13 protein-coding genes are annotated in these 15,387 nt (G+C 64.7%); 5 read left to right on the top strand and 8 right to left on the bottom strand.

Features of this window, described 5'->3' with window-relative positions:
• Nucleotides 1–22 precede the first annotated feature (22 nt).
• From EO245_RS11615 to EO245_RS11605, 3 genes are read right to left on the bottom strand one after another with little or no spacing between them, the layout of a single operon-like run.
• Nucleotides 23–895: a F0F1 ATP synthase subunit gamma gene (locus EO245_RS11615; RefSeq protein ID WP_128893079.1), complete on the bottom strand. Its 873-nt coding sequence runs from the start codon at nucleotides 893–895 to the stop codon at nucleotides 23–25.
• A 28-nt stretch (nucleotides 896–923) separates the two neighbouring features.
• Complete coding sequence (gene atpA / locus EO245_RS11610; RefSeq protein ID WP_128893560.1) at nucleotides 924–2,453, bottom strand: F0F1 ATP synthase subunit alpha; 1,530 nt, start codon at nucleotides 2,451–2,453, stop codon at nucleotides 924–926.
• A gap of 3 nt (nucleotides 2,454–2,456) precedes the next feature.
• Entirely contained in the window at nucleotides 2,457–3,011 is a 555-nt protein-coding gene (locus EO245_RS11605) for a F0F1 ATP synthase subunit delta (RefSeq protein WP_128893078.1), read from the bottom strand.
• A gap of 207 nt (nucleotides 3,012–3,218) precedes the next feature.
• On the opposite strand from EO245_RS11605, the gene EO245_RS11600 reads away from it, so the two are divergent.
• On the top strand, nucleotides 3,219–4,046 hold the full coding sequence (locus EO245_RS11600; RefSeq protein WP_128893077.1) for a TauD/TfdA family dioxygenase: 828 nt from the start codon (nucleotides 3,219–3,221) through the stop codon (nucleotides 4,044–4,046).
• A 9-nt stretch (nucleotides 4,047–4,055) separates the two neighbouring features.
• Here EO245_RS11600 and EO245_RS11595 read toward each other — a convergent pair whose 3' ends face one another.
• A complete protein-coding gene (locus tag EO245_RS11595; protein ID WP_128893076.1) occupies nucleotides 4,056–5,645 on the bottom strand; it encodes a serine protease in 1,590 nt (529 codons plus the stop codon).
• Between the two features lie 106 nt (nucleotides 5,646–5,751).
• Here EO245_RS11595 and ada point away from each other — a divergent pair, with 106 nt between their 5' ends.
• Entirely contained in the window at nucleotides 5,752–6,795 is a 1,044-nt protein-coding gene (gene ada / locus EO245_RS11590) for a bifunctional DNA-binding transcriptional regulator/O6-methylguanine-DNA methyltransferase Ada (RefSeq protein ID WP_128893075.1), read from the top strand.
• Nucleotides 6,796–6,843: 48 nt separating this feature from the next.
• Nucleotides 6,844–7,746: a CPBP family intramembrane glutamic endopeptidase gene (locus EO245_RS11585; protein ID WP_128893074.1), complete on the top strand. Its 903-nt coding sequence runs from the start codon at nucleotides 6,844–6,846 to the stop codon at nucleotides 7,744–7,746.
• 9 nt (nucleotides 7,747–7,755) lie between these two features.
• Here the strand turns inward: EO245_RS11585 and EO245_RS11580 are convergent, their stop codons facing one another.
• From EO245_RS11580 to EO245_RS11565, 4 genes are all read right to left on the bottom strand, one after another.
• Nucleotides 7,756–9,324: a cryptochrome/photolyase family protein gene (locus EO245_RS11580; protein ID WP_128893073.1), complete on the bottom strand. Its 1,569-nt coding sequence runs from the start codon at nucleotides 9,322–9,324 to the stop codon at nucleotides 7,756–7,758.
• 14 nt (nucleotides 9,325–9,338) lie between these two features.
• Nucleotides 9,339–9,974 (bottom strand): glutathione S-transferase family protein, encoded by a 636-nt coding sequence (locus tag EO245_RS11575; RefSeq protein ID WP_128893072.1) that lies wholly within the window; start codon nucleotides 9,972–9,974, stop codon nucleotides 9,339–9,341.
• Between the two features lie 86 nt (nucleotides 9,975–10,060).
• The gene (locus tag EO245_RS11570; RefSeq protein ID WP_128893071.1) at nucleotides 10,061–11,671 is read right to left on the bottom strand and encodes a hypothetical protein; all 1,611 of its coding nucleotides are present in this window, start codon (nucleotides 11,669–11,671) and stop codon (nucleotides 10,061–10,063) included.
• Nucleotides 11,672–11,739: 68 nt separating this feature from the next.
• The gene (locus EO245_RS11565; RefSeq protein WP_128893070.1) at nucleotides 11,740–13,905 is read right to left on the bottom strand and encodes a primosomal protein N'; all 2,166 of its coding nucleotides are present in this window, start codon (nucleotides 13,903–13,905) and stop codon (nucleotides 11,740–11,742) included.
• 57 nt (nucleotides 13,906–13,962) lie between these two features.
• Between EO245_RS11565 and EO245_RS11560 the strand changes: the two genes are divergently transcribed.
• Together EO245_RS11560 and fsa are read left to right on the top strand one after the other, a co-directional pair.
• Nucleotides 13,963–14,655, top strand: a complete 693-nt coding sequence (locus EO245_RS11560) for a DUF4197 domain-containing protein (RefSeq protein WP_128893069.1) — start codon at nucleotides 13,963–13,965, stop codon at nucleotides 14,653–14,655.
• Between the two features lie 78 nt (nucleotides 14,656–14,733).
• The gene (fsa, locus tag EO245_RS11555) at nucleotides 14,734–15,387 is read left to right on the top strand and encodes a fructose-6-phosphate aldolase (protein ID WP_128893068.1); all 654 of its coding nucleotides are present in this window, start codon (nucleotides 14,734–14,736) and stop codon (nucleotides 15,385–15,387) included.

Here is a 15,387-nt window from a genome sequence, read left to right as displayed (position 1 = left end):
TGCGCCCAGTTTCTGGTTGTCGCTACAGTGCTTCCGCACCAGCGATGATTTCGATGAGTTCGGTGGTGATCGCGGCCTGGCGGCTGCGGTTGTACTGGATGGTCAGCTTGTTGATCAGGTCGCCGGCGTTGCGCGTGGCGTTGTCCATCGCGGTCATCGACGCACCCTGCTCGGACGCTTCACGCTCGAGCAATGCACCGAAGATCTGCGTCTTGACGTAACGCGGAGCCAGTTCCTCGAGGATTTCCTCTTCGCCCGGCTCGTATTCGACGACCGCGTCGGTGCTCTCGGCATTTTCCGGGGCAGGGACGGGGATCAGCTGCTGCGTGGTCGGATTCTGGACCAGCGCCGACTGGAAGATCGGGAAGACGAGATGCGCGACGTCGAACTTGCCGTCGTCGAACATCGCGATGAGTTCGTCGGCGATCTCTTCGGCGGTCGCATAGTCGAGGTTCTTCACCGCGCTGGTGTCGAACTGCTTGCCGATGCGGCTTTCGAACTCGCGCTTGATCGGCGCGCGGCCCTTCTTGCCGACGAGGAAGAACTGCACGTCCTTGCCTTCAGCGATCAGCTTCTTCGCCTGGAGCTTGGCTTCCTTGACGATGTTCGAGTTGAGACCGCCGCACAGGCCCTTGTCGGTGTTGACCACGACCAGCAGGTGGCGCTGGTTCGAGCCGGTACCGGCCATGAGCTTGGGCGCGCTGTCGCTGCCGCCGACCTTGGCCGCCAGCGAGCCCATGACGGCGCCAAGGCGCTCGGCATAGGGGCGGGCGGCTTCGGCATTGGCCTGCGCACGGCGCAGCTTGGCCGCAGCGACCATCTGCTTGGCCTTGGTGATCTTCTGGGTCGATTTGACCGAGTTGATCCGGCCCTTGAGTTCTTTCAGCGAGGCCATGACGGCTCCCTAGCTACTCTCTTGGGTCTCAGGCGAACTGCTTGGCGAAAGCGTCGAGTGCAGCGACGACCTTGGCCTTGGTGTCGTCCTCGAACTTGCCGGTGTCGCGGATTTCCTTGAGCACGTCGGCGTGTTCGTTGCGCATGAAGCTCAGCATGGCGGCTTCGTATTCGGTCACGCGGTTCACATCGACGCTGTCGATGTAGCCGTTGGTACCCGCGAAGATCGACACGGTCTGCTCTTCGAACGGCATCGGCGAGAACTGCGGCTGCTTGAGCAGCTCGGTCAGGCGCGCACCGCGGTTGAGCAGCTTCTGCGTTGCAGGGTCGAGGTCCGAACCGAACTGGGCGAAGGCGGCCATCTCGCGGTACTGCGCGAGGTCGAGCTTCATCGAGCCCGAGACCTTCTTCATCGCCTTGGTCTGTGCGGCACCGCCGACGCGGCTGACCGACAGGCCGACGTTAATCGCCGGACGGATGCCCTGGTAGAACAGGTCGGTTTCGAGGAAGATCTGGCCGTCGGTGATCGAGATCACGTTGGTCGGAATGTAGGCCGAGACGTCACCCGCCTGCGTTTCGATGATCGGGAGTGCGGTCAGCGAGCCGCCGCCGTTGTCGCCGTTCATCTTCGCCGCGCGCTCGAGCAGGCGGCTGTGCAGGTAGAAGACGTCGCCCGGGTAAGCTTCGCGGCCCGGAGGACGACGCAGCAGCAGCGACATCTGGCGGTAGGCGACGGCCTGCTTGGAAAGGTCGTCGTAGCAGATGACGGCGTGCATGCCGTTGTCGCGGAAGAATTCGCCCATCGCGCAGCCGGTGTAGGGCGCGAGGTACTGCAGCGGAGCGGGCTCCGAAGCGGTAGCGGCGACGACGATGGAGTATTCCATCGCGCCGTTTTCTTCGAGGCTCTTGACGATCTGCGCGACGGTCGAACGCTTCTGGCCGACGGCGACATAGACGCAGTAGAGCTTCTTGCTCTCGTCGTCGCCTGCGTTCGCTTCCTTCTGGTTGATGAAGGTATCGATCGCGACAGCCGACTTACCGGTCTGGCGGTCGCCGATGATGAGTTCGCGCTGGCCACGGCCGACGGGAACGAGCGCGTCGATCGCCTTGAGGCCCGACTGCACCGGCTCCGAAACCGACTCACGCGGGATGATGCCCGGAGCCTTGACTTCGACGCGGCGACGCTCGGTCGTTTCGATCGGGCCCTTGCCGTCGATCGGGTTGCCCAGTGCGTCGACGACGCGGCCGAGCAGGCCCTTGCCGACGGGGACGTCCACGATGGTCTCGGTGCGCTTGACGCTGTCGCCTTCCTTGATCTCGGCGTCCGAGCCGAAGATCACGACACCGACGTTGTCGGCTTCGAGGTTGAGGGCCATGCCCTGAACACCGTTGGCGAATTCGACCATCTCACCGGCCTGGACCTTGTCGAGGCCGTGGATGCGGGCGATGCCGTCACCCACCGAGAGAACGGAGCCGACTTCGCTGACTTCGGCTTCGGTGCCGAAACCGGCGATCTGGTCCTTGATGACCTTGGAGATTTCTGCGGCGCGGATTTCCATCATTTAGCCTTTCATCGCGTTCGCGAGGGAATTCAAACGGGTGCGGATCGAGCCGTCGATGCGCTTCGATCCAATGGTTACGACGAGGCCGCCCAGCAGATCGGGGTCGACCTTGGATTGCAGTTTCACCGTGCGGCCTTCGCGCTGCGTCAGCTTCTGCTTGAGCGTCGCGAGCTGTTCGTCGGTCAGCGCGTGGGCGCTGGTGACTTCGGCCGTCACTTCGCCGCGCTGTGCAGCGGCGATGGTGCGGAATGCGCGGATGATGTCGCCAAGGTGCGACAGGCGGCGGTTCTGCGACAGAACGCCGAGGAAGTTCTTGGTCAGCTCGCTCAGGCCGAGATGCGTCGCGACGCCTGCCATGGCCGACCCCTGCGCCTTGCGGCTCAGTTCGGGGTTGGTCGTGGCTGCGCGCAGCTCGGCCGATTCGGCGAGCGCTGCATCCAGCTTGTCGAGATCCGATTCGACAGCGGTGACCGTGCCGTTCTCGGAGGCAAGGTCGAACAATGCCGAGGCATAGCGCCCTGCCAGGCTAGCCTGAATACCGGCGGAAATCTCCACGCGTCTCTCGTCCTCTAGGGTCCGGAAAATAACGATGCTTTTGCCCCGCCGTTCCGGATGAGTTTGAGTCACCCCGGCAAAGCTGGCGCGCGCCTAGCATCGGCCCCGCGCATTGGCAACCCGACTCGCTCTCGGATTCTTGGACTCTTTCGCCGGTTGGATTAGACTGGAGCCAACAGCCGCGCAGATCGGCTGGGGAGAGGACACATGAAGATGACGCCGATGGCCCCCAAATGCGGGGTCGAGATTTCCGGGATTCAGCTTGCCACTTGCTCCGACGAGGAGATGGAAGCGGTCAAGCAGGCAATCTACGAGCATGGGGTCGCCGTATTCCGCGACCAGGAGTTCTCGCCGGAGGATCACATCCGCTTCGGCAAGCGCTGGGGCGGGATCGACATCAACAACTATTTCCCGCTGCAACAGGATTTCCAGGAAATCGCGGTGGTGAAGAAGGAAGCCGACCAGAAAACCAATATCGGCGGCGACTGGCACACCGACCATTCCTACGACCAGATCCCGGCGATGGGCTCGGTCCTCGTCGCGCGCGAGCTCCCGCCGAGCGGGGGCGATACGATGTGGGCCCACATGGGTGCAGCCTATGATGCCCTGTCCGACGAGGTGAAGGCGGAGATCGAAGGGCTGGAGGCGTTCCACACCGCTGACCATATATATAAGGCCGACGGTCTCTACGCGCAGACGGACATGGGCCGCGAGCTACGCGGGCACGATCTGAAGACCGGCGCAGTGCATCCGGTCGTGATCCGCCACCCGCATACCGGCCGCAAGCTGCTCTATGTGAACAAGGCTTTCACGATCAATTTCGTCGGCAAGACGCGCGAGGAAAGCATGCCGCTGCTCGAGAAGCTGTTCGCTGCAGCGCTGACCGACGACAACCAGTGCCGCCTGGAATGGAAGCCCGGCACGGTCGCCATCTGGGACAACCGGACGACGTGGCACAATGCGGTCAACGACTACCAGGGCCACCGTCGCGAGATGCACCGCATCACCCTGAGCGGGGAAGCACTGGCGGCCTAGCGCGCCGCCCTAGCCTTTGGGTTCGCAGCGATAGACCAGCCGTTCATTCGGCGCTTCGGGAAGTAGCGAAATCACCGCGCCCTGCAGGTCGCCCAGCTTGGAGGCTGCACCCTGTTCCTCGCAGGTGGGCGGGGTGTACTGGCCGCGGGCCTCGCGCGCTGCGACCATCGCGTTGCGGCCCAGCAGGTAGCGGTCGGTCCGGAAGCTGCGCGTGTCGGGGTCGTAGATGTTGACCGAGACCGCGTCCTCCTGGTTCGGGACGAAGACGCGGCTCCAGTCACCGGCGGCGAAGCCGTATTGCGTTCGGCCATTGACGCAGCCGCTTTCATCCCAGTCGAATTCCAGTTCGCGATCCGGCGCGCCGACGATCCGGCTGCGGGTGACGTCGAGCGTGCAGATCAGCGTGCCGTTGTCGCTCGACGCGACCTGGGTGGTTCCGTCCTCTCCGTCACCTTCATCCTCGGCCATCGCGGCGGCGACCTTGCGATCGATCGCGTCGATGCCGGGCCGCGTGAACCACAGCGCCAGTGCGGCGACCAGCGCGATAACGGCGATCGTACCGGCAATCATCAATTGCCGCTCGCCGGGATTGCTCTCTTCTTCCTCGCCATTCTCTGCTGCTTCGAAGGCCGCGCGCTTCTGCCAGCCTTGCCAGGCGAAGAATGCCGCGACGGTGAAGATCGCCAGCAGGACGAAGGTCAGGAGCATCGCGTTCTCGCGCTCCGACTGCACTTCCAGTTCGGCTTCGAGCTGCGCGCGCTCGCGCTTTTCGCGGCGTTCTTCGTTGCGGGCGCTCATTTCCGCGCGGGCGGCGGCCTGCTCGCTTTCGATGCGCGCGCGTTCCGCCTCGTCGAGGTCGGCAAGGCTGCGGCACGGCAGTTCGTTCACCCGCGCATCGACCTCGTTCGCATTGAGGAAGGGAATGACCTCGCGCATCGAGACGGCGAAGAAGAACTCCGCGTCCGACCCGCCCGAATCCGCGCCGAAGCTGTTGACCCCGAGCACCCGGCCGCATCCGTCGAGCAGCGGGCCGCCCGAATTGCCGCGCGCGATCGGGGCGGTGTGGAGGATGGTGTCGAACTGGCGGCTGGGCCTGCGTCCCGACAGGAAGCCGCGCGACTTCACCGGCGGCTGCGAATTGAAGATGTCCTCGATATCGAGGCCCTGCGCCCGGTCGACATTCATAGGGTAGCCGACAGCCGACACTTCGCCGCTGTCGCCATTACCGTTGCTCGACAGGGTCAGCGGCGGGAGGCGCAGGTCGCCGGTGATCTCGATCAGGGCGAGGTCGTTCTTGGGGCTGACGGAGATCGGGCGGGCATAGGTCGCATCGTCGCCCTCGCTCGGGACGACGCCGATGCGCAGCGTGTCGTCCTGCAAGGCTTCGCGCACGACATGGGCGTTGGTGACGATCTTGGTCGGCGTGACCGCGAAGCCGCTGCCGTGGCTGATCGGATAGACTTCGTCGCCATCGGAGCCGATGATGACGACGCGCACGACGCCGCGCGCAGCCGCGTCGATATCCGCCGGGTCCGCCTTGGCGGTGAGCGGCAGGGAAAGGGCGAGAAGCGCCAGCAGCGCAGAGAGAATGCGAACCATCGGCGGTGTTCTATGCCGCTTGCGACATTGACCGCAAGCTTCGGGACGCGGCACCATAAGGTTTGCATTAGACGGGGCTGACTGACACGGGCTCGGGAGCAAGACGATGACGGACACGGCAAACCCACTGACCGACGACCAGCGCTGGCAGATCGCGCTCGCCAAGGACCGGCGGTTCGACGGGGTGTTCGTGACCGGCGTCCATTCGACCGGAATCTATTGCCGCCCGAGCTGCCCGGCGCGTGCTCCCAAGCGCGAGAACGTGCGCTTCTATGCGGACTGTGATGCAGCCGAGGCGGCGGGCTTGCGCGCCTGCAAGCGCTGCGCCCCGGACCAGCAATCGCGCGAGGAATGCGCGGTGCGCGATGCACTCGCCCTGCTCCAGCGGAGCGAGGAGGGCGTCTCGCTCGACAAGCTGGCGGCGCTGACCGGCTATTCCGCGGCGCATTTCCAGCGGGTCTTCAAACGCGCCGTCGGCCTCTCTCCTGCCGCCTACCAGCGCGCGCTGCGGCGCGAGCGGGCGGGCAAGGCGCTGAGCAAGGGCGAGAGCGTGGCCGGCGCAATCTACGAGGCGGGCTATTCGGCGCCCTCGCGTTTCTATGACCAGCGAAAGGACCAGGGGATGAGCGCTTCTGCTTGGAGCAAGGGCGGGGCCGGGGTGACGATCCACTGGGCGGTCGTCGACACCTCGATCGGCGCGATGCTGGTCGCGGCGACAGAGAAGGGCGTGTGCCGCCTCTCGTTCGACGAGGACGAGGCCGAGCTTCGCGCACGTTTTCCCAATGCCGAACTGGTCGAGGGCGGCGAGGCGTTTTCCTCGCTGCTCCAGCGTGTGGTCGATGCGGTCGAGCAGCCGGGCACCGGACAGGACATCCCGCTCGATGTGAAGGGCACCGCGTTCCAGGAAGCCGTGTGGCAGGCACTGCGCGAAATCCCGGCGGGGGAGACCCGCTCCTACGCGCAGCTCGCCGCCGCAGTCGGCAAGCCCAAGGCGACCCGCGCAGCCGGCAGCGCGAACGGCGCGAACAATGTCGCTGTGCTCATTCCCTGCCACCGCGTGGTGCGCAGCGACGGTTCCATCGGCGGCTACGCCTACGGCAGCGATATCAAAGCCGAATTGCTGCGCAGGGAACGCGCCAAAGCCGATTGACACGGCTCGCGAATTGCGGCCTCTCCCGCAGCTGACAATGGAGGGGCAATGACCGACGAAATCGCAACCGCAGCCACAACCGCAGCGAAGCGACCATTGTGGCGCAAGGTATGGGAATTCCCGCTGACCGCGATGGTGGTCGCAACCGTGCTGCTGCTTGGCGTTCTCGCGCTGTGTGGGGTGTCGCTGAGCCTGCTTCCCGAAACGCTCGACCCGAATATCGACGTGACTATCCGCACCGTCGTGACGGTCGCTGCCGCGATTGCGATCTACAAGCTCGTCATCCGGCGGCTCGGGCGGCGCAAGCAGGACGATCTGCCGGTCGCAGGCTCTCTGACCGATACGGCGCTGGGCTTCGGTGTCGGGGCTGCCATTTTCACCACCGTGGTCGGCATCGCCGCGGTTGCCGGGGCCTACCGCGTGACCGGACAGGGCGGCTTCTCCGACTTCGTGCAGATCGTCATGCTGACCGGCGTTTCGGCCGGGCTGATCGAGGAACTGCTGCTGCGCGGCATCATCTTCCGCTGGCTCGAGGAATTCGCCGGGAGCTGGGTCGCGCTGGCAATCAGCTCGCTGCTGTTCGGTTTCGGCCATGCCGCGAACGACAATGCGACGCTGTTTTCCTCCATCGCCATTGCGATCGAGGCAGGCATCCTGCTTGGCGGCGCATACATGCTGACCCGCTCGCTGTGGCTCGCCGTGGGTATCCACGCGGGCTGGAACGTAACGCAGGGCTTCATCTGGGGCGTGCCGGTATCGGGCTACAGCTTCCAAGGGCTGGTCGATGCGCGGCTGAGCGGGCCGGACTGGCTGTCGGGCGGCGCATTCGGGCTCGAGGCTTCGGTCATCGCGCTGGTCGTTGCGACGACTGCAGGTGTCTGGATGGTCTGGCAGGCCCGCAAGGAAGGCAAGTGGATCACGCCGATGTGGTCGAAGCAGGCGCAGGCCTGACCTGCTCGGTCAGTCAGTCCGCGCCCAGCTCGAATCTGCCGGAGTGAGCGTGTCGAGGAACGCTTCGGCGCTGTCGCGATATTCCTGCTTCTTGGCCTCGTCCATCCGGTCCCAGGTCGAATAGATCCGCCCGATGCGGTGGTTCGATTCCAGCCGGTCGCGGTGACGGTCCATGAAGTGCCAGTAGAGCGCGTTGAACGGGCAGGCGCCTTCGCCGGTCTTCTTGCTTACCGAGTACACGCAGTCGCCGCAGTAATTGCTCATCTTGTTGATGTAGTTGCCGCTCGCCGCATAGGGCTTGGTCGCGAGCTTGCCGCCGTCGGCATAGAGGATCATCGCGCTCACATTGGGTAGTTCGACCCACTGGTAGGCATCGGCATAGACGACGAGATACCAGTCCTGCACCTCGCGCGGATTGATGCCCGCAAGCAGCGCGAAATTGCCGAGAACCATGAGCCGCTGGATGTGATGCGCGTGGGCATTGTCGCGGGTCGAGCGGATGCAGTCGGCGAGGCAGCGCATGTCGGTTTCGCCGGTCCAGTAGAACTCGGGCAGGCCGCGCTGGGCGTTAAGCTTGTTGTCGCTCTCCAGCCCCGGCATGAAATGCCAGTAGAACCCGCGAACATATTCGCGCCAGCCGATCAGCTGGCGGATGAAACCCTCGACCGAATTGATTGGTGCCTTGCCGTCCTTATAGGCCTGCTCCGCACGCTCACACAGCTCCAGCGGGTCGAGCAGGCCGAGATTGATGCTGGTCGAGAGCATCGAGTGGAACAGGTCGTCCTGACCGTGGACCATCGCGTCCTGGTAGGGACCGAACTTCTCGATCCGCTCGGCAAAGAATGCATCGGCTGCCTTCTCCGCCTCGTCACGGGTGACGGGCCAGCCGAAATTGTCGAGGCTGCCGAAGTGGTCGCCGAAGCGGCTCTCGACCAGTTCGATGACCTCGCGCGTGATTTCGTCCGGTTCGAACAGCGGGCGCTCGGGCGCTTCGAGCCCTTCCTTGGGCGGCTTGCGGTTCTCGCTGTCGTAGTTCCACTCCCCGCCTTCGGGCTTGCCGTCGTCCATCAGCAGGCCGGTCTTCTTGCGCATCTCGCGGTAGAAGTTCTCCATCCGCAGCGTCTTGCGATCCTGTGCCCAGTCGCGGAACTCGGCCTTCGAGCACAGGAAGCGGTCGTCGGGCAGGATTTCGACTTCGCAGTCGAACTTGTCGGGCCACTCGTCGATCGCCTGCTGCACGCGCCATTCGCCTGCCTCGACCACGTGGATCGCGCGCGGATCGTGGCGTTCGACGGCGCGAGCAACTTCGCCGGTGAAGCTGCCGGAATTGTCCTCGTCACCAAGCTGGATGTAGTCGACCGTCCAGCCGGCATCGCGCAATTCACTCGCGAAATGCCGCATGGCCGAGAAGATCAGCACGATCTTTTGCTTGTGGTGTTTGACGTAGGTCGCCTCGTCCCACACCTCCATCATCAGGATGACGGTGTCGTCCTTGGCCCGGCCGCGCAGGCTCGCGAGCGTGCGGGTCAGCTGGTCGCCGAGAATGGGGGCGAGGATCGGGTTGTCGCTGGAGGCCATGCGCCTCCAACGCACTAGTCGAGCTTAGGCTCCATGCCCGGTTCCGCCTTGGCCATGGCGCGCTGGTAGGCCGGGCGCTCGCCGATGCGTCTGAGATAGGCCTGCAGGTTCGGCATGCCCTCGATGCCCATGCCGCTCATCGCGCGGCTGGTGGTCAGCTGGAAGCCCATCATGATGTCTGCCGTAGTGAGCTGCGAGCCGCCGAAATACTCGGCCTCGCCAAGGCGCTGCTCGACGATCGCCCAGCTCTTCGCCATGCGATCCGCGACGAAGGGGGGCATTTCGCCGCCTTCCACCATCCGGCTCGCGACGAGTGCCATCATGCCGTTGGTCATGAAGGTCGCGTTGGCCCAGTGGTAGAAGAAGAGGTGATCGGCAAAGTCGGGATGGTCCTTGCCCGGGACCAGGCCATGATCGCCGTATTTCGCGACGATCCAGTCGATGATCGCGCCGCTTTCGCCGAGCACGAAATCGCCATCGGTGATGACCGGTGCGATGCCCATCGGGTGGAGCGCCTTGTACTCGTCGGGCGCGAGGTTGTTGTCGGTCCGCCGGTTGTAGAGCTTGAGGTCGTACTCGATGCCCATTTCCTCGCACAGCCAGACGATGCGTTCGGACTGCGACAGGCGAAGGTGGTGGACGGTGAGCATGACGAGACAACTCCATTAATGGAAAGAGGGGGTACAGCTAGCCGCCATACCCCCTCTCGTCATCCCCGTTTAAGAGGTGTTCGCTGTTACGCGTCTTCCTCTTCCTCGTCGTCCAGCTTCATTTCGCTGGCTTCGAGGAAGGTTGCGCCGTTCTTGATCGCCTCGATCTGCTGCAGCGCGAGCTTGCCGCGATCTTCGCTGTGCGGCGAAGCGAGCAGGAATTCGACGACGTCGACGGCCGTGTCGGTCCTACCCTGAAGGGCAAGGTCGAGCGCGTAGTCGACGCGCAGCTCTTCCGATTCCGGCGCGAGTTCGAATGCACGGGCGAGGGCGGAGCGCGCCATATCCGGGATCTCTTCACCCGCCTCGGCATAGCTGTCGTAGAACAGCGAGAGCGGGAAGGGATCGTCCGGACGCACGCGGTTGGCGGTGATCGCATGCGCGCGGCCTTCCGCCCACAGGCTCGGCTGGTCGTTGTCGCGTGCGACATCCATCAAGAACTCGGCCTTGAGCGCGTTCGCACGGTAGTTTTCCGGATCGATCTCGAGCGCCCGGTCGACTGCTGCGATGGCCGCGTTGAGATTGACCGGACCGCGTTCGATGTCCTCGTTCTTCACGTTGCGATCGACAGCGCGGGCCGCACGGCGCGATTCCTTCCACTGTTCGCTATGCGCGACCATGTGTTCGGCATCCGCCAGCTCGTTCCAGATGTGGATGCGGCCCGGTGCTTCCTCGGCAAGCGCGCGCAGCTTGTCGCGCGTTTCCTCGCGGAAGCGGGTGCGACGGTTGGCGAGACGCAGTTCCTCAAAACGGGAATCGATCGAATCCAGCTTCACGACGTCGAAACGACCCGTGTATTCGATCGGCTCGCGGCCACGGATGTAGGTCGGGCTCTTGCCCATGTAGCGGCGCGCTTCACGGTCGAGTTCGTCGAGGTCGCCGAAGGCTGCCTCGGCTGCCGCCTTGCGATCTTCGCCATTGCCGACGCGGATCAGGAAGTCGTTCAGCTGGCGGCCGCGCTCCGGATCGGAATGCAGCATGTGAACGAGCAGCCAACCGCGGGTGTAGACCTGGTAGGACTCGAAGTCGTCCAGCTCGGCCTGCGGCGTCGTCAGCATCTTCTTGAAGGAGATCTGGCGGTCGATGCCGGTCAGCGTGCTGCCGCGATAGATCGGCGGCTTGCCGTAGTTCCAGTTGCCATCTTCGTCGAACTCGGTGGTCGCGTAATATTCCGCGAAACCTTCACGGTACCAGCCCGGATAGGCGAAGGGGAAATAGCGATACATGAAGTGGTGGCCGTATTCGTGAAACAGCACTTCCTGGCCGCTCAGCTCGCCGCGCCGCGCGATGGTGCGCTGCGTGACCGCGTAGCTGCCGTCGAGCTGGCTCGAATAGTAGCCGGCGACCGAACCCTGCTTGCCGCCGGTCAGCGATTCCATCACGTCGCGGGAATCGCCGAGGACGTAGACCGTCAGCCGGTTGGGCGACGGATCGCTCGGGATACGGTAGCGCAGCCGCATGAGCGCATCGAAGCGTTCCAGCTTCAGTGCCCATTCGCGAATATTCTCTTCGCTGCCACTGCTCAGGATAATGAAATTGTCGGTATCCGCCCGATACCACTCCTGCGCACTGGCAGGCATTGCGACGAGCGTGAGCGCTGCCGCAAGTGCGGAAAATAGTCTGCGAATTGAATTCATGATTTCGACCCCTACGATTCGGCCGAAATGCTCGCAAAGACGGGGCAATATTTCAAGAGGCGAGCGCCTCAAACGAAACTGTAGGGATCGATATCGACGCTCACGCGCACGCCGCGCGGGAATTCGAGCTTGCCGAGCCAGTCGCGGATCACGTCCTGCACCTGTGCGCTGCGGCGTGCGTTTATCAGCAGCCGGTAGCGGTAGCGCCCGCGCAAGAGCGACATCGGAGCAGGCGCCGGGCCGAGGATCGCGATGTCCTTCACCCGGGGCTGGGTGCCGCCGATCATGCGGGCGGCCTCGCGCGCCTCGTTCTCGTCTTCGCTCGAGACGATGATCGCCGCCCAGCGACCGAACGGCGGCGCGCCTGCATGACGCCGGGCTTCGGTTTCCGCCTCGTAAAAGGCGTCGCGGTCGCCTGCCGCCAGCGCCTCGATCACCGGTGCATCGGGATGGCGGGTCTGGATGAGGACCGTGCCGGGCTTCGCCCCGCGTCCCGCGCGACCGGCGACTTGTGCGACCTGCTGGTACGTGCGCTCTGCCGCGCGCAGGTCGCCGCCCTCGAGGCCGAGGTCCGCATCGACCACGCCGACCAGTGTCAGCTCGGGGAAGTGGAAACCCTTGGTCACGAGCTGGGTGCCGACGATCACGTCGATCGCCTTCGCTTCCGCCTGCGCGACGAATGCGGCCGCTTTTTCCGGGCTGTTGAGCGTGTCGGAGGTGACCACGGCGACGCGCGCTTCGGGCATGATCTCTGCCACCTCGTCCGCAATCCGCTCGACGCCGGGTCCGCAGGCGACGAGGCAATCGGGCTCGGCGCATTCCGGGCACGCTTCGGGGACGCGCTCTTCGTGGCCGCAATGGTGGCAGGCGAGGCGCTGGCTGAAGCGGTGTTCGACCAGCCACGCGCTGCAGTTGGAGCATTCGAAGCGGTAGCCGCAGTTGCGGCACAAGGTCAGCGGCGCATAGCCCCGGCGGTTGAGGAACAGCAGCGACTGCTCGCCCCGTTCGAGACGGGCGAAGAGTTCGCGCGCGAGTTCGGGCGCGAGCCAGCGGCCTTTTTCTGGCGGTTCCTCGGTCAGGTTGAGCAGGCGTATTTCCGGCAGCGTCGCCCCGCCGTAGCGGCTCGGCAGGTCGAGCTTTTCGTAGATACCGCTCTCGGCCATTTGTAGGCTTTCGAGCGCCGGCGTCGCACTGGCGAGGACGACGGGGATCTTCTCGAACCGGGCGCGCATGACTGCAACATCGCGCGCATTGTAGCGCACGCCGTCGTCCTGCTTGAAGCTGATCTCGTGCGCCTCGTCGACGACGATCAGGCCGAGATTGGCATAGGGCAGGAACAGCGCCGAGCGCGCGCCGACCACGACCTGCGCCTCGCCGCTCGCAATCGCGCGCCACGCACGGCGACGCTCGGTCGATTTCAGCGAGGAATGCCACACGATCGGCGGCGCGCCGAAACGCTCTTCGAAACGGCGCAGGAAATTCTCCGTCAGCGCGATTTCAGGCAGCAGGACGAGCACCTGCCGGTCGGCCCTGAGCGCAGCTGCCATCGGCTCGAAATAGGTTTCGGTCTTGCCCGAGCCGGTCACCCCGTCGAGCAGGAAGGGCGCGAACTCCTCCGCCTCGACCGCCTCGACCAGACGGGCGGATACCGCCTGCTGTTCTTCGCTGAGGTCGACTGTCGCGTGGCCCGCATTGGCGCGGGGGTAGGGGCGGTCGCAGTCGACCACCACCGGCTCCAGCGCGCCCTGGTTGACCAGCCCGCGCAGCACCGCGTCCGATACGCCCGCGATCTCTGCAAGCTCGCGAATGGTCGCTTGTTCCCCTTCGAGCGCAGCCATCGCCAGTTCGCGCTTGGGCGTCATGCGCTCCGGCATCCCGCCCGACAACCGGTACTCGGTAATGGTAGCCGGCCCGCGCAGCGCCCCGCCGGAGGAGATGACCATGCGCGCAACTGCGGTCAGCGGTGCGCAGTAATAGTCCGCAGTCCATTCGATCAGGCGGCGCAGTTCGGACCTGATCGGCGGCACGGGGAGCACCTCGAGCAGCGGGCGCAGCTTGCTGTCGGGCACCGGTTCGGTAGGCAGGCGTTCTTCCTCCCAGACGATGCCGATGATCTGCCGCGGCCCGAGCGGCGCAACGACGACCGAGCCCGGCTCGACCGTCATGCCGTCAGGGACACGATAGTCAAGCGGGCCGAGTGCTGCGTTGAAGACAAGGAGACGGACGCGGTTCATGTTCGCGGATCAATATGGGGTTTTGCGCGTCTGTGTCGCAAGCAAGGAGAGCCTTCAATGACCGATAATTTCAGCAATGCGATCGGACGCCGCGCATTCCTCGGCGGCAGCGCCGCAACCGGCGCGATCCTGTTGTCGGGGTGTGCGGGACTTCCCGGTTACGGCCTGACCGATGCCATTCGCCGGCTGCTCCTGCTTTCGAGCGAGCGCGCTTTCGCCCGCCTTACCGCGCCCGGCGGCTATTGGGACGACCAGGTCGGGCGCATCGGGCTCGGCAATATCCTCGGCACGCGCGGTGATATCCTCGCCTCGATCCTCACTTCGACCCTGTTCAAGTCGCGGCTTGAAGATGCCTTCGCCGATCTCGCCATCGAAGGTGCGGAGCGAGCGGCACCCCTGGTCGCCGATGCCGTGCGCGTCGTCGGTTTCGAAGCGGCCGAGCGACTGGTGAACGGCGGCCCGACCGCTGCGACCGCGTTCCTGCGCGGCGAGATGGGCAATACGCTGGTCGAAGCCATGGTCCCCGAACTGGGCGATGCGATCCGCATCGCGCGCGACCCGGTCATCGGCGATGCCATCGCGCGCCTCTCCGGTGTCGACGTGCCGGGCGTCGCGACCCGCTTCTCGAACTCGATCAACGATGCGATCTGGACCGAGATCGGCTTCGAGGAAGCGGAAATCCGCCGCAATCCGCGCGCGACCAACGACCCGCTGATTATCGGCGTCTTCGGGGTCGGCTCGCGCCTCTAGTGCACAGGCGGGGCTAGCGGCTGCGCCCACGCTTCGTTAGAGCACCGGGGAATCGCATTCTTCCGGAGACCGCAACCGATGAAATTCTTCGCCGACACCGCCGAAATCGACGACATCAAGGAACTGGCCGCGACCGGCCTGCTCGACGGCGTTACCACCAACCCCTCGCTCATCGCGAAGTCGGGCCGCGACTTCATGGAAGTGACGAAGGAAATCTGCGGCATCACCGATGGTCCGGTCAGCGCGGAAGTCGTCGCGCTCGATCATGAGACGATGATGAAAGAGGCCGAAGTCCTGCGCAAGATCGCGGACAACGTCTGCATCAAGGTTCCGCTGACGATCGACGGCCTCAAGACCTGCAAGGCGCTGACCGACGATGGCACCATGGTCAATGTGACCCTGTGCTTCAGCGCGAACCAGGCGCTGCTCGCAGCGAAGGCGGGCGCGACCTTCATCTCGCCTTTCGTCGGCCGTCACGACGACAACGGCACCAACGGCATGGACCTCATCCGCGACATTCGCCAGATCTACGACAACTACCTATTCGAGACCGAAATCCTCGTCGCTTCGGTGCGCCATACGACGCATGTGCTCGAAAGCGCGCTGATCGGTGCCGACGTGATGACCGCGCCGCCCAAGGTCATCAAGCAGCTGTTCAACCACGTGCTGACCGACAAGGGCATCGAGGGCTTCCTCAAGGACTGGGAAGCGACCGGGCAGAGCATTATCTGA

This window comes from Erythrobacter sp. HKB08, from assembly GCF_004114695.1.
Classification (GTDB): Bacteria; Pseudomonadota; Alphaproteobacteria; order Sphingomonadales; family Sphingomonadaceae; genus Parerythrobacter_A.
Note: the sequence above shows the minus strand (reverse complement) of the source record. Positions and strands in the feature narration are given on the sequence as shown.